This window comes from Sphaerisporangium album, from assembly GCF_003323745.1.
In the GTDB taxonomy this organism is placed as follows: Bacteria; Actinomycetota; Actinomycetes; order Streptosporangiales; family Streptosporangiaceae; genus Sphaerisporangium; species Sphaerisporangium album.
In genome coordinates this window covers 178327-198362 of record NZ_QOIL01000005.1, presented here as the reverse complement: position 1 = coordinate 198362, position 20036 = coordinate 178327, and the positions used below count along the sequence as shown (strand labels likewise).

18 protein-coding genes and 1 tRNA gene are annotated in these 20036 nt (G+C 68.0%); 15 read left to right on the top strand and 4 right to left on the bottom strand.

The window, feature by feature from the left end; genetic code table 11:
• Window positions 1-116: 116 nt before the first annotated feature.
• On the bottom strand, window positions 117-794 hold the full coding sequence (locus DQ384_RS10925) for a TetR/AcrR family transcriptional regulator (RefSeq protein ID WP_220182888.1): 678 nt from the start codon (window positions 792-794) through the stop codon (window positions 117-119).
• A 154-nt stretch (window positions 795-948) separates the two neighbouring features.
• On the opposite strand from DQ384_RS10925, the gene DQ384_RS10920 reads away from it, so the two are divergent.
• Together DQ384_RS10920 and DQ384_RS10915 are read left to right on the top strand one after the other, a co-directional pair.
• Window positions 949-1557 carry an NAD(P)-dependent oxidoreductase gene (locus DQ384_RS10920; protein ID WP_114028621.1) on the top strand — a complete coding sequence of 203 codons (609 nt, stop codon included), beginning with the start codon at window positions 949-951 and terminating at the stop codon, window positions 1555-1557.
• Window positions 1558-1638: 81 nt separating this feature from the next.
• Window positions 1639-3309, top strand: a complete 1671-nt coding sequence (locus tag DQ384_RS10915; RefSeq protein WP_220182887.1) for a CocE/NonD family hydrolase — start codon at window positions 1639-1641, stop codon at window positions 3307-3309.
• A 234-nt stretch (window positions 3310-3543) separates the two neighbouring features.
• On the opposite strand, the gene DQ384_RS10910 is transcribed toward DQ384_RS10915, so the two are convergent.
• Window positions 3544-4968, bottom strand: coding sequence for an aldehyde dehydrogenase family protein (locus DQ384_RS10910; protein WP_114028619.1), 1425 nt, complete (start codon window positions 4966-4968; stop codon window positions 3544-3546).
• 152 nt (window positions 4969-5120) lie between these two features.
• Between DQ384_RS10910 and DQ384_RS10905 the strand changes: the two genes are divergently transcribed.
• From DQ384_RS10905 to DQ384_RS10880, 6 genes are all read left to right on the top strand, one after another.
• Window positions 5121-6584, top strand: a complete 1464-nt coding sequence (locus DQ384_RS10905; protein WP_114028618.1) for an MFS transporter — start codon at window positions 5121-5123, stop codon at window positions 6582-6584.
• A gap of 89 nt (window positions 6585-6673) precedes the next feature.
• On the top strand, window positions 6674-6922 hold the full coding sequence (locus DQ384_RS10900; RefSeq protein WP_114028617.1) for a hypothetical protein: 249 nt from the start codon (window positions 6674-6676) through the stop codon (window positions 6920-6922).
• 26 nt (window positions 6923-6948) lie between these two features.
• The gene (locus DQ384_RS10895; protein WP_114028616.1) at window positions 6949-7227 is read left to right on the top strand and encodes a Rossmann-fold NAD(P)-binding domain-containing protein; all 279 of its coding nucleotides are present in this window, start codon (window positions 6949-6951) and stop codon (window positions 7225-7227) included.
• A 25-nt stretch (window positions 7228-7252) separates the two neighbouring features.
• Entirely contained in the window at window positions 7253-8086 is an 834-nt protein-coding gene (locus tag DQ384_RS10890) for a helix-turn-helix transcriptional regulator (protein ID WP_114028615.1), read from the top strand.
• 622 nt (window positions 8087-8708) lie between these two features.
• Window positions 8709-9386 (top strand): SDR family NAD(P)-dependent oxidoreductase, encoded by a 678-nt coding sequence (locus DQ384_RS10885; RefSeq protein ID WP_114028828.1) that lies wholly within the window; start codon window positions 8709-8711, stop codon window positions 9384-9386.
• Between the two features lie 362 nt (window positions 9387-9748).
• Window positions 9749-10279 carry a hypothetical protein gene (locus tag DQ384_RS10880; protein ID WP_181871147.1) on the top strand — a complete coding sequence of 177 codons (531 nt, stop codon included), beginning with the start codon at window positions 9749-9751 and terminating at the stop codon, window positions 10277-10279.
• 245 nt (window positions 10280-10524) lie between these two features.
• On the opposite strand, the gene DQ384_RS10875 is transcribed toward DQ384_RS10880, so the two are convergent.
• Window positions 10525-10598: transfer RNA gene (locus DQ384_RS10875), tRNA-Ala, on the bottom strand.
• 308 nt (window positions 10599-10906) lie between these two features.
• On the opposite strand from DQ384_RS10875, the gene DQ384_RS10870 reads away from it, so the two are divergent.
• The 3 genes from DQ384_RS10870 to DQ384_RS10860 all read left to right on the top strand — a co-directional run bounded on the left by DQ384_RS10870 (window position 10907) and on the right by DQ384_RS10860 (window position 13732).
• Entirely contained in the window at window positions 10907-11803 is an 897-nt protein-coding gene (locus DQ384_RS10870) for an aminoglycoside phosphotransferase family protein (RefSeq protein ID WP_114028613.1), read from the top strand.
• A 383-nt stretch (window positions 11804-12186) separates the two neighbouring features.
• Window positions 12187-12660 (top strand): carboxymuconolactone decarboxylase family protein, encoded by a 474-nt coding sequence (locus DQ384_RS10865; protein WP_114028612.1) that lies wholly within the window; start codon window positions 12187-12189, stop codon window positions 12658-12660.
• A gap of 148 nt (window positions 12661-12808) precedes the next feature.
• Window positions 12809-13732 (top strand): RNA polymerase sigma-70 factor, encoded by a 924-nt coding sequence (locus tag DQ384_RS10860; RefSeq protein WP_114028611.1) that lies wholly within the window; start codon window positions 12809-12811, stop codon window positions 13730-13732.
• Between the two features lie 261 nt (window positions 13733-13993).
• On the opposite strand, the gene DQ384_RS10855 is transcribed toward DQ384_RS10860, so the two are convergent.
• Window positions 13994-14494: a CGNR zinc finger domain-containing protein gene (locus DQ384_RS10855; protein WP_342769391.1), complete on the bottom strand. Its 501-nt coding sequence runs from the start codon at window positions 14492-14494 to the stop codon at window positions 13994-13996.
• A gap of 53 nt (window positions 14495-14547) precedes the next feature.
• Between DQ384_RS10855 and DQ384_RS10850 the strand changes: the two genes are divergently transcribed.
• The 4 genes from DQ384_RS10850 (at window position 14548) to DQ384_RS10835 (ending at window position 19996) form a co-directional block, all read left to right on the top strand.
• Complete coding sequence (locus tag DQ384_RS10850; RefSeq protein ID WP_114028609.1) at window positions 14548-15012, top strand: GNAT family N-acetyltransferase; 465 nt, start codon at window positions 14548-14550, stop codon at window positions 15010-15012.
• Window positions 15009-16172, top strand: coding sequence for an MFS transporter (locus DQ384_RS10845; RefSeq protein ID WP_245966368.1), 1164 nt, complete (start codon window positions 15009-15011; stop codon window positions 16170-16172). Before DQ384_RS10850 ends, DQ384_RS10845 begins: the two co-directional genes overlap by 4 nt.
• Before the next feature lie 603 nt (window positions 16173-16775).
• Window positions 16776-18902: a prolyl oligopeptidase family serine peptidase gene (locus DQ384_RS10840; RefSeq protein ID WP_181871146.1), complete on the top strand. Its 2127-nt coding sequence runs from the start codon at window positions 16776-16778 to the stop codon at window positions 18900-18902.
• Window positions 18903-19399: 497 nt separating this feature from the next.
• Window positions 19400-19996 (top strand): hypothetical protein, encoded by a 597-nt coding sequence (locus DQ384_RS10835; protein WP_114028607.1) that lies wholly within the window; start codon window positions 19400-19402, stop codon window positions 19994-19996.
• Window positions 19997-20036 lie beyond the last annotated feature (40 nt).

The following is a 20036-nucleotide window of genomic DNA, read 5'->3' as shown; positions in this document are numbered from 1 at the left end:
GAAAAGGCCCGTCAGGACGGCACTGGGGGACTTTGGCCGATGGGGCCGAGGGAACCGCTCCATATGTCTCGGATAACACCAGGCGGCATATGCGTGGATTGTTGCGAAGAGGCGCGCTAATGGGGGTCGTTGCCACCGGTGGACACCTGTCCGGCGCCAGTGAAGTCGAGGCGCTCCAGCGGGCACGGCAGCGGCAGGGCATCGCGCGCCCGGATGCCGTCGAACACCAACGCCAGGTAGCGGCGCCACAACTCCGGTCGCGCCTGCGCGACGGGTGCGGCCGTTTGGTGCACTCCGGCGAGCAGCAGCACGATGTCCACGCCGGTGATGTCCTCGCGGACGGCGCCCTGAAGCCGGGCTCGGTCGGCCAGCGCCTCCACAACCTCGCACAGGTGCTCGATGCCGGCCCGGACACTGGCCTGTTGCAGCGACGGGCGCCCCACCACTTCGCACAGCCCGCGGTTTGAGGCCAGCCGTTCGATCCCGTATGTCATGAACTCGAGCACGGCGGCCGCCGGGTCCGCGGCCTGCGAGAGCCTGGACGCGGCGGCGACGAGATCGTCGATGATCTCGCCCATGATCGCCGCTATCAGGTCTTCTTTTGTGGGGAAGTGCCGGAAAACCGTGCCTTTGGCGATGCCTGCGCGTTGGGCGATCTCGGCGGTGGAAACCCCAGTGCCCTGCTCGGCGAATGCCCGTGCCGCGACGGTCAGCAGCAGTTGCCGATTGCGCAGGGCGTCGGTACGGGGGGTGCGCCCGGCCGACGGGCTCGCCGCGGCGTCGTCTGTCCTCACGACCTCAGCATAGCTGAAAATGACTGCTTGGTCATGTTTGTGGTACGTTTTAACATGACCGTTGGGTCAGATTAATCGTGGACGGCTTTTCGCGTCCGGCGACAGTGCTGCGCGGCCGATCCTGGCGCAGCGTGGACAGGCAGGAGGAAGAGCGATGATCGTCACCGTTCTCGGTGCGAACGGCAAGACGGGCGTGGAGGTGGTCAGGCAGATCCTCGAGGCGGGCCACTCGGTCCACGCCGTCGTGCGCCGGGCCGACTCGCTGCCGCCACGCCCCGGCCTTGAGGTCTTCGTCGGCGACGTCACCGACCCGGCCGTCGTCGTGCAAGCCTCCCATGGCACCGACGCGATCATCTCGGCCCTGGGATCGCTGAAAGTACCACTGATGACCCCGGCGGTGAAGGCTGTGATAGCTGCCAGCGAGTCAACGGGCGTCAAGCGCTTCGTGCTCATGTCAGCGTACGTAGTTCTCAGAGACCGGCTGCGGCCGGGCCTGCGGCTTGCCTCCAGTCTGGGCATGAAGATGGCCATCGACGACAAGACCGCCAGCGAGATGCTGCTCGAGAACAGCGACCTGGACTGGACCATCGCCTACGTGTCGACCCTGACGGACCGCCCCGGGGCCGGCCGCGTGAGGGAGGTCCCGCCGACCGAGAAGCTCGGCATGAGGCACAGGATCTCCCGAGCCGACTCCGCGACCTGGATGCTCAAGTCCGTCTGCCGCGAGGTGTACTACAGGGCCGGGATTGTCCTGGCGCAGTAGCCCGCGCATCACCGCGTCCCCTTTTCCACAGCCGACTGGTCGCCGGACGGCCAGTGTTCCCAGCACATCGAGGTAGTCATCGTGAAGGCAGCCCCCGGGCTCGGCGCCCGCGCAGTTGACCAAATTCTGCGGCGGCTTCGGAAATTGCCTGCTCCGCGCAACAATTACGTGGTCGAACGCACTGTGCGCACGCCCACCAGGGGCGGCTCCGTGCTGCTGAGCGACCTCTACTCCCCGGCGGACCCGGACGCCGACACCGCCACGATTCTGATCCGCACCCCGTACGGCCGAGGAATGCCGGTCGACGCGTTGTGGGGCCGCACCTTCGCCGCGCGCGGCTACCACGTGCTCCTGCAGAGCGTGCGCGGCACGTTCGGGTCCACCGGGACCTTCCGGCCCATGGCGCAGGAAGCCGAAGACGCCCAGGACACCGTCGCCTGGCTGCGACAGCAGCCCTGGTTCAACGGGAACCTGGCGACGATGGGCATGTCGTACGTGGCGTTCACCCAGTGGGCGCTGCTGATCGATCCGCCGCCGGAGTTGCGTGCCAGCGTAATGATCGCGGGCCCGCACGACTTCAGTAGCGCCATCTGGGAAGATGGCGCCTTCGCACTGGAAACCTTCCTGGGCTGGAGCGAACGCAACAGCGTCCCCTTCGACCAGCAGCCGGGCCCGATCGGGCAACTCCTCGGTCGCCGGCGCTCGGGCGAACGCCACAAGGAGGCCTTCACGGGCCTGCCCTTGGCGCAGGCGGCCCAGGCCCTCTTGGAGGGCAGAGCGCCGTGGGTCCAGGAATGGCTCGACCACCCTGACCTGGCCGACCCTTACTGGCAGCCCTACAACCACACGGAAGCCCTGCGGCGGATCCAGACACCGACCCTGCTGGTGGGCGGCTGGCAGGACGTGTTCATCGGGCAGACGGTCGCCCAGTACGAGGCGCTGCGGTCGCGTGGGATCGATGTCGCTATGACGCTCGGCCCGTGGACGCATTTCGCTCATCTCTTGAAGGGCTCTGCGGTCATCGACAATGAGGCCCTGGACTGGCTCGACTCACACCTCGGGCACCCGGCCGCGCGACGCCGCCCCCAGCCCGTGCGCACCTTCGTCACCGGCGCCGACACCTGGCATGCCGCACCGGTGTGGCCGCCGGAGAGCGTCGAGACCGCGTGGTATCCGACCGCTGACGGTGCGCTGGTGGGGAGTGCACCGGCAGGGGGCCACTCGAGTTTCCGCTACGACCCGAGCGACCCGACACCGTCGACGGGCGGACGGCGCCTAAGCTCCGACAGCGGTGTGCAGGACAACCGGGAGCTGGAGGCACGCTCGGACGTGCTGACGTTCACTACCCCGGCGTTGGCCGCAAGTCTCGAGTTCGAGGGCTTCCCCGTCCTTGAGGCGTTCCTGAGCGTGGACAACCCGCACGCCGACCTCTTCGTGCGCCTCTGCGACCTCGACGCGAAGGGCCGCTCACGCAACCTCACCGACGTCCTGATCCGGCTCGATCCCACCGTCGGCCCCGGCGAGCTCCACCACGTGACCGTGCGCCTGAACCCCTGCGCCCACCGGCTGCTGGCGGGGCACCGTCTCAGGCTGCAGATCTCCGGCGGCTCCCATCCGCAGTACGCCCGCAACCTCGGCACTGGGGAGCCGGTGGCCACCGGTGCGGGTCTGAAGGCGTCTGTCCACACCCTTCATCACGGCAGTACGCGGCTGATCCTGCCTGTCACCTCGGCAGCCGCATCCACACACTGAACCCTTCTCGGATAGGAACCGGACTCGATCAGAACACTCAGCGGGACGGTCGCCGTCGCGGCCGGAGGCGCACGCGTGTTCGGACGTGCCAGCGCGCTGCGTTGGCCAGCAGCGCCGCGGTCGCGTAGGTAGCCGAGTCCTCGGCACCCACAGGCGTGAACTGCATGGGCGGTGATCGCCGAGATGCCCAGGCCCGCGGTCGGGCCGACTCCGGGCGCGGGGAACTCTCGCGTGTCAGCGTCCGATCGACTTGACTTCGAGGAACTCCTCGAGGCCGAAGCGGCCCATTTCGCGGCCGTTGCCCGACTGCTTGTACCCGCCGAACGGAGCGAGCAGGTTCATCTCGGGTCCGTTGATGTCAACCTTGCCCGTGCGAAGCCGCTTGGCGATGGCGAGCGCGTGTTCGGCCTCGCCGAACACCGCGCCGCTGAGCCCGTACACGGTGCTGTTGGCGATCTCGACGGCTTGGTCCTCGTCGGTGTAGGGGATCACCGACAGCACCGGACCGAAGATCTCCTCTTGCGCGATCACGGCGTTCGGGTCGACGTTCGCGAAGATCGTCGGCCGCACGTAGGCGCCGGTCGCGAGCCCGTCAGGCCTACCGGGTCCGCCGATCGCGACCGTTGCGCCGTCGGCGATCCCACGTTCGATGTAGCCGGTGACACGCTGGCGCTGTGCCTCGGAGGCCAGCGGCCCGATCCGGGTGGTTTCGTCCGTGGGGTCGCCGACGGTGTACTTCTCGGCTGCCGCGATCGCCAGTTCGATCGCCTCGTCGTGCTTGGCCGCGGGAACCAGCATTCGGGTCCACGCGCCGCAGACCTGACCGCCGTTTATCCAGGCGCTGGACACGCCGAGCACGACGGCTTGGGCGAGGTCGGCGTCGTCGAGGATCACGTTGGCGGACTTGCCCCCCAGCTCCAGCGCGACCCGTTTGACCGTGTCCGACGCGGCGACCGAGATCCGCTTGCCCGCCTGGGTGGAACCGGTGAAGGACACCATGTCGATGCCGGGGTGCGCCGTGATCGCCTCGCCCACGACCGGCCCCGTGCCGTACACGATGTTGAACACCCCCGCCGGCAGCCCCGCTTCCTCGGCGGCCTCGGCGAGGATCCGGGCGTTCAGTGGCGCGATCTCCGACGGCTTGAGGACGACGGTGTTGCCGGCCAGCATGGCGGGCACCACCTTCGTGACGATCTGTTGCAGCGGGAAGTTCCACGGCGTGATCGCCCCGACGACCCCGATCGGCTCGCGCACGATCAATGCGTTCCCGATCTCCTCGGTCCACGGGAAGTCCGCGGCAAGTCCGGCGAGGGAGGCGGTCACCGCGACCGGAAGACCGGCCTGTGCCCTGCGGGACAGGGTGATCGGCGCCCCCATCTCGGCGGTGATCGTGTCCGCGATCTCGCCGGTGCGGGTCTGCAGACCGTCGGAGATGCGCTGCACGATCGCGGCGCGCTCGGCTACGTCGGTGCCCGCCCACCCGGGGAGGGCGGCGGTCGCTGCGGCGACCGCCTTGTCGACTTCGGCCGCGGTACCGGCGGGCACCGCGGCGATGACCTCGCCGGTGGCCGGGTTCACGACATCGATGGTGTCGGCGCCCCCGGCGACGGATTCGCCGCCGATCCAGTGGGCGGGTGCGGTGAGAGTACGTGTTGTCATGACTTCACCGTGACACCGCCGTCCGGGTGCATCCAGGGCCGAAACATCCGGGGACGAGTACGACATGGCTCCGCCCCGGCAACAGTTGCGACGCTGTTCTCGGTCAGCTCCTCGAAGCCGACACCGCATCCATCTACCTGCCGGGAGCGGCCATGCGTAAAGCCACGACGGAACGGCGGCGTCCGGACGACGCCACCGCGACCACCCGGTCGAGGGCGTCGCCGGCGCGCGTGCGGGTTCAGGTAGCGGCGATCGGTCTCGGGGCGCTGATGTCCGCGCTGACCCAGACCCTGGTGGTCCCGGTGCTGCCCAAGCTGGCCGTCGAACTGCACACCACAGCAGGCGCAGCGCAGTGGCTGCTCACCTCCACTTTGCTGGTCGCCGCCGTGTCGGTGCCGATCATCGGCCGGCTCGCCGACATGTTCGGGCGGCGACTGCTGCTGCTGTGCTGTCTCGGCATACTGGCCGCCGGGTCGCTGCTGGACGCGCTGACCAGCAACCTGGCGCTGATGATCGTCGGCAGGGCGTTGTCCGGCGTCGCTTCGGCGGCCATCCCGCTGGGGATCAGCCTGCTGACCGCGGTCCTCCCGCGGGAACGCACCGGCTCGGCCGTCGCACTGATCAGCGCCATGCTCGGAATCGGCAGCGCACTCGGCCTGCCGCTGGCCGGGGTCATCGCCGACAGCGCCGACTACCACGTCCTGTTCTGGATCATCGCAGGCGGCGCCGTGGCGAGCTTTGTCGCGATCATCGGTTTGGTGCCCGAACCGGCGACCGACGCCGGGGGCCGTCTCGACTGGTCCGGCACCGTGCTGTTGTGCGCCGGTGTCACGGCGTTGATGCTGCCGCTGTCCAAAGGCAGCAGCTGGGGCTGGGCTTCGGTCGGGACCATCGGGTTGTTCGTGCTGGCTGCGATCCTTGTCGTCGCGCTGGTCATGGTCGAGCGTCGTTCTGACAACCCGCTGCTGGACCTGGACAGGCTCGCCCGCCGTCCGATCGTCCTGACGAACCTGTCGTCCCTGCTGATCGGATTCGCGCTGTTCTCCAGCTTCGTCGGAACGTCGTCGTACGTACAGGCGCCCACGACGACCGGATACGGATTCGGCTCGTCGATCCTCGTGGCAGGGTTGTGCCTGCTGCCGATGGGTGTGCTGATGCTGCTGCTGGCACCGGTGGCGGCGCAGAGTATCGCCAGATGGGGAGCGCATCGCACCCTGGCCGCCGCTGCCGCGGTGATCACTCTCGGACTGCTGTTCCGAATCCTTTTCACCGATTCGCTCTGGCAGGTCATCGTGGGCACGGCGATCATCGGCGCGGGCAGTGGCGTCTCCTACTCCTCGTTGCCATCCTTGATCAACGCCAACACCCCGCCGAACGAGCTCGCCTCGACCAACGGGGTCAACTCGCTGGCCCGCTTCCTCGGCAGCTCGCTGTCCAGCGCGATCGGCGGCAGCCTGCTGGCGGCGATCACCGTAACCGTCGGCGGCATCGCATTCCCGTCGCTGACCGGTTACCGGGTACTGTTCGCGATCTGCGCCGTTGCCTCGGTTCTCGTCGTCGTCGCGGCTCTGTCAATTCCACCGAGGCGACCGGCGGCGACAGCCACGGACAGTTGATCCGTGGATGAACAGGACATGGTTGCGCCGCTGCTGACGTTGCAACAATGGATTCGGACGAAGAATTCGCTGAACGGGGAGCTGTCGCAATGGACGTGTCGGTGCCCGATCTGCCCGGGAAACTCGCCATCGTGAACGGCGCGAGCGACGGGATCGGTCCGGGCTTGGACGCCACGATCGACTGGGACAACCTGCAGGGCGAGCGGAGTTACTCACGGTCACGCTCGTACGGGCTATCGAAGCTGGCCAACGTGATGTTCGGACTCGAGCTCGACCGGCGCAGCCAGGCCGGCGGATGGGCATTGTCCGCAACATCGAACACCCCGGTGCGACCTTGACGAACCTGCTCCCGTCCGGCCCCAATATGGGTCGCAAGCGGCCGCCCCTCTGGCAGCCGATCTTCAGCTGGCTCTCCAGCTGGGGCGTGCTCGTGCAGACCGTCGTCGCGGGCATGCTGCCCGGCCTGTACGCGGCCACCAGCCCGCAGGCACGGGGCGGCAGCCTCTACGGCCCGGACGGTTTCGGCCAGCTCGCCGGGGCGCCGACCGAACTGGCCGCGTACCAGCCGGCACGCAACGAGGCTGACGCGGCCCGGCTCTGGGACGTGTCCGAACGGCTTGCCGGGGTCGAGTTCAATGCGTGAGAGCAATCAGAGGGACACTCACGGTATGGACCGTGCCAGACTCGCCGACTTCCTGCGTAGCCGAAGGGAAGCTCTGCAACCCGAGGACGTCGGCTTGCCCCGCGGTGCGCGACGGCGCACCGGCGGACTGCGTCGCGAGGAGGTCGCCGCCCTGTCCGGCATGTCGACCGACTACTACAGCCGGATCGAGCAGCAGCGCGGCCCCCACCCGTCCGAGCAGATGCTCGCCGCGATCGCCCGCGGACTCCACCTGTCCCTCGACGAGCGGGACCACGTCTTCCGCCTCGCGGGCCACGCCACCCCGCGCCGGGTCCGCCGTGACGACCACATCAACCCCGGCATGATGCGCATCTTCGACCGGCTCGAGGACACCCCCGCGCAGGTGGTGAGCCACCTCGGTGAAACGCTCAAACAGACCCGGCTGGCGGTCGCGTTGATGGGCGACGAGACCGCCTACACCGGACTGGCGCGCAGCAGGCACTACCGGTGGTTCACCGACCCGGCCGCGCGGCTGATCTATCCCGAGGAGGACCACCCCCGACACGACCGCCGTATCGTGGCGCACCTGCACGACGCGTACGCCCGCGACGGCAAGGACTCGCGCGCGGGCGAGATCGTCGAGGCGCTGCTGGCGGCCAGCCCGACGTTCGCCGCGATCTGGCGCGAGCACCCCATCATGGGCCCGTACTGCGGACCCAAACGGATCCGGCATCCGGAGCTGGGCGTGCTCGAGCTGCATGGCCAGGTCCTCGTCGACCCCGACCAGTCACAGCTGCTCGAGGTCTTCACCGCCGTGCCGGGCAGCGAGAGCTACCACAAACTCCAGTTGCTCCCCGCGGTCGGCGACCGGCGCGTCTGACCAGGCTCGCGTCCATACACGCCGCTCATGGGCCGGAGCAGGCCACCACCCGTCCCACAACCCGCACTTCAGATCACATTGTCGCAACACCCAGCCCGGAGCCGACGTCAGCACGCCCAGCGACGCGAACTTGGACCTCCACCGGCGCCCTGACATCACCCGGGCCTTCTCGGACACCCGCTCCGCGGCTCCCAAACCAGGACGAACCCGATTCGGAAACTCCTGAGACGACGAGATCCCGCCTGATCTCGATGATCAGACGGGATCCCGTCAACATCAGCCCAGCCGTCTTAAGAACGGCCCTGGGTGGGGCGTTCACGAAAGCGGATGACCTGGCGGAATAGGCGCGTTTGAAGATCGCTTCCCACATGCAGGCTGATCGTTTCCCAGCGCTTTCGGGTGGACTTCCACGTCCAACGCGAGCGGTTCGCTCGGCAGGTGCCTGTTCCCCTTCAGGACATCAGCGAGCAGAAGGGGCAGTCCGGGGGGCGCGGGTCTGCGTGTGTCCGCGCACGAGTTCAGGTTCAGAGCCAGGTATGGACCGGACGGTAGTACACGAGGTTGTGTGCCGCTTCCCCGGCGGGCGATGATCAGGTACTGCACCGCGGAGAAAGGGAGCCTCATGGGAAATGTGCTGGTGACTGGGGCCACCGGAGGGATTGGGACGGCGCTGGTCAGCGCGCTCGTGGAGGCGGGGCATCGGGTGATCGCCGTGGGGCGCGATATCGGGCGGCTGGATGTACCCGGGATCGAGGCGGATCTGGCCGAACCCGGGACGCTGGCCGCCGCCGTGGGAGCGCTGGAGGATGCGGGAGAACTGCAGGACGTGCAAGCGCTGGTGCATTGCGCGGGAATCTCTGCCGTCGAAGCCGTTGCCGAGGCCGTCCCCGAGACGTGGCGGCGGACGCTGGCGGTGAACGTGGCCTCCGCCGCCGAGTTGGTGCGGCTGACGTTGCCCGCGTTGCGGCGGTCCAGGGGGCATGTGATCTTCGTCAACGCCTCGCCCGGAATGACCGGTGTCCCCCGCTGGTCGGCGTTCGTGGGCAGCAAGGCGGCACTGCGGGAGTTGGCCGATTCTCTGCGTGAGGAGGAGGCAGCCCATGGGATACGTGTCACCACGGTCTATCCCGCAGCGACGGCGACCGACCGGCTGGGAGAGGTCAGGAGCGCCTTCGGGCGCCCATATGATCCCGAGCTGTGCATCCGGCCGCAAACGCTGGCGGCGATGATCGTCTGGGCGCTGAGCGCGCCGGCTGACTCCTACGCCTGCGAACTGTCCGTCCTGCCGTCGCCGCGCTGAGCTTCTTGCCGGGGAGTGGGCCGCCGCCTTCCCGCTACAACGTCGATCACGTCTGCCAAGCTACGCGGCATGTTCACCGCAGCTGTCAACGGCTGGATTTTGGATCGCGGCGGAGCAGAAGCCTGGTGAGCTGGCCGTCGGCGACGAGGCCGGCCATGGCGTTGGCATAGCCGGTGATCTGCGCGCCTTCCCGCAGAAGATCGGACCGCGGAACCGGTTCAGGGTGCCGGCGGCGCCGGGCGGGTTTACCTCCCGCGCGGACGCGGGCGGATGCCAGGTTGGAGTCGACGCCGGTCAGCCCGGTGACAGGTGCCTCGGACCGCGCCGTTCTCGTCGATCACGTCCCCGCCGCACACCGTGCCGTGGTAGCACGGCCGGCCCTGGCCGAGGCCGGAGCACCGGCACGGCTTCGCCGGGTCGTCGACGATCCGGAAGTTGAACTCGTTGTAGGCGCGGGCCGCGTCCTGCCCCCGACCCCTGACCACAAGACCGGCGAACTGCCCAAGATCTGCCACCAGCACACCATCACCCTGCACCCCGGCGACCTCGGCCACCTCGACAAGTTCCGCCAGGATCTGCCCTACCTCAGCCCCTCCTGGCGAGGGACGTACTCCACTGCCAGAGCCATGACGGAAGGACTGAACGGCCGCCTCAAAGGCCACGACCTCGACCTGAGTGACCCGAAGAACCGGCTCGCCCACGGCCGCGTCGCCCAGACCATCCTGGTCGCGCTGCTCGTCACCGTCGCCAACGACCACTTCCTCGACGCCTGGCGCCACACCCACCAGCCCCCAGACGAGCCCGACACATCCGCCGACATCCTCGAGATCCCAGCAGAGCGCACCGGCAGCACGCCGCTCACGGGCCGGAGCAGGCCACCACCCGTCCCATAACCCGCAATTCAGATCACCTTGTCGCAACACCCAGCCCGGAGCCGGCATCGCCATGCCCAGCGACGCGAACCGGGACCTCCACCAGCGGCCTGACATCACCCGGGCCTTCCCGGACACGGCTCCGCGGCTCCAAACCAGGACGAACCCGATTCGGAAACCCCTGAAACGACAAGATCCCGCCTGATCTCGATGATCAGACGGGATCCCGTCAACTACAGTCCAGCCGTTTCATGAACGGCCCTGGGTGGAGCTGAGGGGATTCGAACCCCTGACCCCTTCGATGCGAACGAAGTGCGCTACCGGACTGCGCTACAGCCCCAAGGACTGGACCAGATTAGCAAACTTTGGTGGCCGTCCGCGCCATCCGGGGTGGGTCTGTGGTGATCACGGGTGGGGACACGGGGTTCGAGTGGTGCTCGGCGTCGGCGAGTTCATGTGGCGCCGGGCGCGGATTCATGGCGCCGGGCAGGGAATCTCGCCTCGTCCCGAGGACTTTGGGGCCGGTCCGCACCAAAGCCTCTGGTCTGCAGCTCTCTGAAACCGAATCGGTGATGCCAGAGGAATCACAGCGAGATGTTCCGGAGAGCGAGAGCCGCTCCGCCTGCCGCCTCAGTACTGTGACTTCGCATGACCGACGCCGAGATCGAGATCACCGCAGACCTGGTCCGCGACCTGCTGCAGGAGCAACATCCAGACCTTGCAGGGCTGGCCATCCGCGAGGTGGCGGGCGGCTGGGGCAACCAAATGTGGCGCCTCGGGGACGAGTTGGCCGTGCGCATGCAGCGCATGGACCCCACCCCGGAGCTCCAGCTCAAGGAGCGGCGGTGGCTACCCGTGCTGGCCCCGCGCCTGCCGCTCCCGGTGCCGACCCCGGTGCGGTTCGGCGAACCGTCCGAGCGCTTCCCCAAGCACTGGACCGTGATGACGTGGGTTCCCGGCGAACCGCTGGACCACGGCTCGATCAGCCGCGGCGCCCACGCGGCCGACACGCTGGCGGGCTTCCTCCAGGCGCTCCATGTGGAGGCGCCCGCCGAGGCGCCGATCACTACGGACCGCGGTGCCCATCCCAGGAACTGCACGGACGGTTTCGAGAACTTCTTCCAGGCCGTTGCCCCCGACGACATCGCTGCCGACGTCCGGGCCGTCTGGGACGACGCCGTTGCGGCCCACGCGTGGGAGGGCCCGCCGGTGTGGGTGCACGGCGACCTCCATCCCGCGAACGTCGTCGTCTCGGACGGAACGCTCTCGGGCATCGTCGACTTCGGTGACATGTTCGCCGGCGATCCGGCGTGGGACCTCGCCGCCGCATGGGTGCTGCTACCCGCGGGCACGGCCTCACGGTTCTTCGACATGTACGCGCATGCAGACGAGGCGGCGATCCGGCGCGCCCGCGGGCTGGCCGCTATGAAGAGCCTCTTCCTGATGCTGATGGGGCAGAACGGAGATCGGGGCCTTCCCGGTGGCAAGCCGAACTGGGGACCTGCAGGCCGGGCGGCACTTGATCGTGTTCTGAAGGGCGTTTGAGCTGTACGCACGATCTTCGCCTGCTACTAACTGGCCGGTCCCGACCTGCACCGGGAGATCCACAGCGGCTTGCAGGTCGTGGAGAACCGGAACAGCGCGAACACTGCCGCGTGCCTTCTTGGCTGGGAGTCGCAGTTCAGACACCAGGGGGCGAGTAACCCATCAGTGGCTTGCGGTCATGCTGTCACGGCTTGGTGCCTGCTGGGGCAGGGTTTTGTCGAGGTGTCGCCAGACGGTGGGGCGGGTGACGCCGAATTCGTCGGCTGACCTGCGCCGACGGCCGGGAGACGTAGGTCACATTCGTCGCTGTCACAGGCGGGCAGGCTACCTCGTCTCAGGAGTGTAGCCATTCACGACCACTCAGGACCACGGAGGACCACACCGTGAACGCGCGACTGAACTACCTCGCCGACCCGACCGCCAGCAAGGCCCTCAAGCACCTCATGTCGGCGGGCAAGGCGCTCAAGGACTCGCCGCTGCCGAACGCCACGCAGGAGCTGGTGGCGCTTCGCGTGAGTCAGATCAACGGCTGCGCCGTCTGCATCGACATGCACACCAAAGAGGCCGCCGCTGCCGGCGAGACCTCGGTGCGGCTGAACCTGGTCGCGGCGTGGCGGGAGGCTACGGTCTTCACCGAGGCCGAGCGTGCCGCGCTGGAACTGGCGGAGCAGGGGACCCGGGTCGCGGATGCGGCCGGCGGGGTCAGCGAGGAGGTGTGGGCGTACGCCGCCAAGCACTACGACGAGGAGCAGCTCGCCGCCCTGGTGATCCTGGTCTCCTTCATGAACACGGTGAACCGGCTGAACGTCATCACCAGGCAGCCGGCCGGCAACTACGAGCCCGGGCAGTTCCACTGAACGACACCAGCAACTGGCTCGAGGTCCGGCTCCGGGTCCCCGGGCTCGGGGGCGTTGCTCTGGCCTGCCAGCGCCCGGATGATCATCAAAAGACGCCTGCGCCGGCGAGTAAGGCCGGGTGGCAGGGCTTCAAGGGGAGGGTTTCGGCGTGAGCAAGGTCGAGGAGTTCGAGGAGCTGCGGCCGCTGCTGTTCTCGATCGCCTACCGGATACTGGGCAGCGTGAGCGAGGCCGAGGACGCGGTCCAGGAGACCTGGCTGCGCTTCGAGGCCTCCCCGACACAACCCAGGTCGGCCAAGGCATTCCTCTCGGCTGCGGTGACCCGGACCTCGATCGACGTGCTGCGCTCGGCCCGCGTCCGGCGGGAGGAGTACGTCGGGCCGTGGTTGCCCGAGCCGCTGCTCGCCGACCCATATGAGGACCCGGAGCGGTCGGCGGAGCTGGCCGACTCGGTGTCGATGGCGGCCCTGTTGTTACTCGAGCGGCTCAGCCCGCTCGAGCGGGCGGTCTTCGTGCTGCGAGAGGTGTTCGGCTTCCGGTTCGACGAGGTCGCCGCGGCGGTGGGGCGGTCGGAGGCGGCGTGCCGGCAGCTGCTGGTGCGGGCTCGGCGGCATATGGAGGACGGGCGGCCGCGCTTCGAAGCGGTCCGCAAAGAGCGGGAGGAACTGGCGTCGCGGTTCTTCGACGCTCTCCGCGAAGGCAACGTCGCCGGGCTGCAGAAACTGCTCGCCGCCGACGCATCGATGGTCGGCGACAGCGGCGGCAAGGCCCCGCAGCTGGCCAAGACCATCATCGGCGCAGAGAACGTGGCCCGGCTGCTGGCGTCCGTCTTCCCCCGGATGGCCCGGATCGACGTGACGTTCGAGTCGCATGAGGTCAACGGCCAGCCGGGCGCGATCTTCCGCGACCGGGACGGCAAGGTGCTCCACACCATGGCGCTCGATGTACTGGACGGGCAGATCCAGACGATCCGCTCGGTGATCAACCCCGACAAGCTCGGGCACGTGGGCCCAGTAGCGGACGCCTGGGCAATCGACCGCAAACTAAGACAGGCACGCCGGCACACGGAATAGACGTAGCTGCAACAGCCGACCGCACCTCGAACCCCTATAAGCAGCTCAACACCCTCACCGGCAGGAGCACTTCGCCACCGACCTGCAAGATCCATTTCGCCGCCCGCAGGTCAGGGAAGACCGAACCACCCTGGTCATCGCCCACCGCCTGTCTGCCATCCGCCGACCCGTGGCCATGCGCCACGACGGCCGCACGATCGCCACCGGAACCCACGACGAGCTGCCGGCCGTCGACGCCGGCTACCGTCGCCTGCCGGCCAGTCAGGTGGGGGGCGTGGACTGACGGGCGCGATGGCGGCGTACCGCATCCCGGTTGGCGCACGGCTGGGAGCAGTAACGCTGCCGTGCGGTGCGTGAGGTGTCCGCGAAGATCGTCCCGCAACCGGCGGCGGCACACCGTCCGAGCCGGTCCATGCCCCGGCTGACGAGGTGCATCGCCGTGCCCACGGAGATCAGCGCGAACAGCACCGCGCCGAGCGGCTGCAGGTCGTCGCGATAGTGCAGGTGCCAACCATGAGCGTGGTCGGTCAGCCGGGGATAGGCGGCGGACCGGGCCAGCATCTCGTTGACCAACTCGGCCTTCGCGCGCTCGCCCGTGGCGTCGACGACGTTCGTCCAGGCGTCGATGACGGCGAGGGTCTGGTCGAGATCCGACGGTTCGACGGGGCGTTCCAGTACCAGACCGGCCGTGCGGCAGCGGTCGGCGAGTTCATCGGCGCTCGCCGGTGGGCGGTTCGCCAGTTCCGCGGCGAAGTTCACCACGTCCGCGCCGTAAGGGTTGAGGTGCACAAGCTCATTACATCAGCCTGTACGTCATGACGCGAACAGCAACAGAGCAGGATATTCCGGAACTCGTTCGCCTCCGGGCACTGCTCTTCGAGGACCTCGGAGGCGACTTCTTCAACCCCGCGAACGCCGGTGACGACTGGCGCGACGCGCTCGCACGGGTTTTCGAGCAGAAGCTGACCGAACCCGACTGCCAGATCCTGGTCGTGGACGGCGACACCGGCCTGGCCGCCTGCGGCATCGGCACGATCGAACAGTGGTTCCCCGGCCCCCACTCCCGCAACGGGAGGATCGGCCACGTCATCGGCATGGTCACCGACCCGTCGTACCGGCGGCGCGGGCACGGCCGGGCGATCATGCTCGGTCTGCTCGATTGGTTCCGCGACCGCAACGCCGTACGGGTCGACCTCACCGCCTCCCACGAGGCGGAACCGCTCTACCGGCAGCTCGGCTTCTCCGACCACCCCGATCCCCTGCTGTGCTGGAAGCAGTGAAGACATCGCAATACCGCTGGGTCATCCTGGGTGTCGCGACTTTCACTCAGGCCGCGGCCGCGTTCTTCGTGCAGGGCATCGGCGCGATGAGTGTCCACCTGCAACGAGACCTGGAGCTGAACACGACCCAACTGGGCCTGCTGCTGTCGGCGGCTCAGCTACTTCCTCTAGCCGGACTACTCGTGGCGGGACGACTGCTGGACCGCCACGACGAACGCTGGGTCGTCGGGATCGGCGCTCTTGTGGTCGCCGTCGCGCTGGCCGCTGGCAGCGCGGCCTCGGGGTACGTCTCCTTGCTCGTCGTCCTGCTGATCGTCGGTGCAGGGTACAGCACCATTCAGCCGGGCGGCAGTAAATCGGTGGCGTCCTGGTTCGACGCCTCGCAGCGTGGCTTGGCCATGGGTATCCGCCAGGCGGGGCTCCCGCTCGGGGGCGTCCTCGCCGCCTTCGCACTTCCCTCACTGGCAACGGCCTTCGGCTGGCGGTCGACGCTCGTGGCCGGCGCGCTCGTCGCACTGTCAGGCGCCGTCGCCTTCATGGCCTTCTACCGCCGCCCACCGGACCAACGCCCAATGCCGACCACGTCCCGCGTGCGGCTGGAACTGCTTCGCGAACCGTACATGAAGAAGATCATCTTGTCCGGTACGAGTATGGTGTCGGTGCACAGCGGCGTGGGCGTCCTCACCGTGCTGTACCTGCACGAGGTGACGTCCATGGACTCCGCCTCGGCGGCCTTGGTCTACGTCGCGGTCCAGTGCGCGGGCGCGCTCGGCCGTATCTGCCTAGCGGCATGGAGCGACCGCCACAGATCCGGCCGCTACACCGGCGTCCTGACATGCCTGGCCGCCGTGATCATCGGGATGACGCTGTTGACGACCCCCATCAGCCGATCCCCCGTCGCGGCCTGCCTGCTCTTCATCTGGCTCGGCTTCTTCGGAATCGGCTGGTACGGCCCCTGGGTTGCCTACGCCGCCGAATCGGCGCCGCCGGACCACACCGGATTCGCCCTCGGCCTGGCCATGGCCGTCAACCAGGTGGCGGTCATCCTGGCGCCACCCATGCTCGGCCTGCTCACGGACCTGACCGGCAGTTTCGCGCCCGCCTGGGCCCTGCTCGCCGCGCTGACCGCTGTCACCCTGACGGCGACAGCCCGGCTGTGACCAGTGCGGAAGATGCGCCAGATGCTCCAGTGGCATGCGCGGGCTTCGCGATCGGCGCGCTGCGGCCGCCGGACTTCAACGACCTCGCCGAGGGGCCCGCGCTGACTTCGCCAACCGGTCGATTGCCCTGGGCCTCACGATGCGAGACCTCCGTCAGCCCTAGGATCTATCTCGAAAGGCTCCGAATTACTTTCACGCGACATCGATCTCCACGCGGCATTCCATTATGCCTGATTCTCTTGCACGAAATTTTGGCAGGAAGGCCGATACGGTCGGCCGGTTCTCCGGCCCGCACGTACAGGGGATTCAGGAGGATTGACGCTCGGCGCCGAGAGCGACGCCTGTGTTTATCGATCGAGGGCGCGGGGATGGCTGTCCGCGTAGTCGCCCATTTCCGGGCGAAACGACGGATCCGGGAGGGTCACATGAACGGATACCTACCGTATCGCGATAGCACTCCGGCCGCCCGTATTGGGGGCGCACGCGGCTGGCGGGCCGACATTCTGCGCGGCCAGTCGTAGCTGAGTGAGTCGAGGTACTGCGGCGCGTCAAGGCCGCAGTGCCTCTCCACGGCAGGCGGGGCGATGCATTCGGGGGGCGTTCGTGGCGCGATTGTTCTACCCTGCCGCTTGGCGCAGCGATGTGGTGGAAAATCTGTTCGGTTTCCCGGTTTCCGATCCCTACCGGTGGCTCGAAGACGGCGATGATGCGCGCGCGCGCGAGTGGGCCGCGGCCCAGGATCGCCTCTTCCGGGCGTATCGCGCCGGATGGCGTGAAAGGCCATCGTGGGCGTCCTTGGTGGACCAGGTGTCATCCTTCGGCGTGTCGGAGCCTCCGATGGCGCGTGGTTCGGTCATGTTCGTCGCCGAGCAGTTACGCGGGGACGAGCAACGGCGCCTGCTCGTCGTCGACGCCGAGCAGAACAGGCGGGTGCTGGTCGATCCGGTAGCGATCGATCCGTCCGGCCATACCGGGCTGTACGCCTGGTGGCCATCGCGCGAGGGCGAACGTGTGGCCGTCCAGATGGAGGTCGCCGAGCAGCCCGGCAGCGACATCATGGTGCTGGACGTGCGTACCGGCGATGTGGTGGATGGTCCCTTGCCGCGCGCCCGTAACACCTCGCTCGCCTGGCTGCCGGGAGGGGAGGCGTTCTACTACGTCAGCCGTGTGCCTGATGAGGACCTGGCCCCCGGCGACATGCGTTTGCAGCGGCGGGTGCGGTTGCATCGGATCGGTTCGCCCTGGCAGACCGACGCGGTGGTGTTCGGCGGCGACGATGCCCCGGACCACTATTACGGGCTCACGGTCAGCGCCGACGGCCGTTACCTGGCGATCACTGCGACGGCCGGGCCCGCCTCACAGAACGATGTGCACGTGGCCGAGCTCGTCGATCCGGAAGCCCCGCGTTTCATCAAGGTCGTTGACGGAGCCGCCATACGCTCCCGCGTTCTCCCACGATTCCTCGCGGACGACGATCTGCTGCTGGTCACCGACCACCAGGCCCCGTGTGGCCGCATCTGCACGGCGCACCGGCACGACGGCGACCCGGCCGCATGGCGCACACTGGTAGCCGAAGATCCCGAGGCCCCCTTGGACGAGTGTCTGGTCCTGGACGACCCGGCGATACCGCGCCCCCTCCTGCTGGTGGCACGCTCCCGCCATGGCACCTCCACCGTGACGCTGCACGATCTGGCCAGTGGCCGGCCGCTCGGCGATCTGCCCCTTCCCGGCGCGGGCGTGGTGTCATCCTTGCGCACCGAGATCCCACACGGGCGTCACGCATGGTTCAGCTACTGCGACGCGACCACACCCCCCACCATCTATCGCTACGACGCCACCACCGGGCAGACGGACCGGGAAGCCGGCGCCACGACAGCCGGACATGCTCCAGGGCTCCGCAGCCGCAGCGTTCGCTATCTGGCCGGCGACGGCACCGAGATCACGCTGTTCCTGTTCACCCCGGCCGAAGAACATGAGGGCCCCCGCCCCACGCTGCTCTACGGCTACGGTAGCTTCGGCATGCCGATGCGCCCATGGTTCTTCCCCCTGGCGGCCGCATGGGTCGGCGCCGGCGGCACCTACGCGGTCGCCTGCGTCCGCGGGGGCGGCGAAGAAGGCCAACGCTGGCACGACGCCGGCCGCGGACCACACAAGCACCGCGCGATCAGCGACTTCAACGACGCCGCGACCTGGCTCATCGACACCGGTCGAACCACCCGCGACCAGCTGGCGATCTACGGCCAATCCGCCGGCGGACTGCTGGTCACCGCCGCCGCCACACAGCGACCAGACCTGTACGCCGCGGTCATCGCCGAAGGCCCGCTGTGTGACATGGTGCGCTACGAGCACTTCGGCCTGGGATGCACATGGACCGACGAATTCGGCACCGCCTCCCACCCCGAACAACTCCAATGGCTGCTCGCATACTCCCCGTACCACAACATCACGCCCGGAGTCCCCTATCCCGCATTCCTCCTCACCGGCGCGGTAAGCGATTTGCAGACCGGAGAGGCCCACGTCACCAAGGTGTGCGCGGCCCTGCAACACGCCACCAGCGGTGACCGGCCGATCCTCATGCGCCGAGAACCCGACACCGCCCACGCCGCCTTCCCCGGCAGCAAGGAACGCGCCCTGACCACGGACATCCTTGCCTTCGCCGGAAAATACACCGGTCTGTCACCGGAAAAGACGGCCACGCGTCTTCGTGAGGCCGCCGCAGAACCACGGTGAGAACGGCCTGAGCGTGACTACTGCAATCTGGGTGACGACGTGGCCGGCAACCGTGAGGGACGGCCCCGGTCTCCACGCGGACGGTCTCCCCTCAGCTCGACAGCACTCGTGAACACCCCCAACCAGGGCTTGAGTCCGGTTGACGAGATCCCGTCCGGTCGGCTTGATCGGGCGGGATTCGCCCTTTCTTGGGTGGATGTGACCGCTTAGCGAGGGGTGCGTACGCCTGGCCGCCTCAGGGAGATCATCCCAGTTAAGAGGATATAGAGCGCTTCATCCGATATACCGCACAAGTGACCCGTCGGGGTCATATCCTATTTGCCGCATTAACGGCAGTCGACACACTTGCCGGATTAATCATCTGTGTTGCGGCCTGAATAAGGGGTAGTTCACCTATGTGCCGCCATTATGGCGATACGGCGCTCGATTCTCTTCATTTACCAACGGGGGGTATTTAGGTGATTCATCCACCTAGAGGCAGGCAGTCTCTGACGCGAATGATCAACGACCGATCCCTGTTCGCTTACATCGGCGCTGCGGTGACGGCCGGAGCGCTCATGGCGCTGCCGCTTCCCGCGCAGGCCGACTCTCACGCCGGCACCGCGACCAACGGCGCCCACCTCCGCCTCGCGTTCCCATCGGCACCCGACGGCGGAGGCGGCGGGGGCGGCGAAGAAGAGGTGAAGAAGCCCAGAAAGGAAGTCCCGAAACACCGGCCTATACGCCACATCGCCCAACGTCCGCGCAAGCACTACCACCATTTCGTCCACAAACCGTACCCGCGAGAGCAGGTCAAGGTCTCTGTCGAGTCCCCGCACGGGGGAGGCGGAGGCGGAGGCCACCGGCACCACGGGGGGCATCACGGCCACCACCACAACGGCCATTTCGCCGACGACATCTACGTCACGCGGCAGGCGCGCAGGTACCACAACTATCACGAGGCCCTCGAGGCGCTCACCCGGGACGCGAACCACTGGCTCCGTCAGAGACCGGTGAAGGTCCACCACCACCATGGCCACAGGGGCCACGATGCCGTACGCGACGAGCGTGAAGCGCCCAGCGCTCAGCGGGACTCCGGCCGGAAAGACCAGTAGGGGCCGCCGGGACGCCAGAGCCCGGGGGTGAGCCCGACAC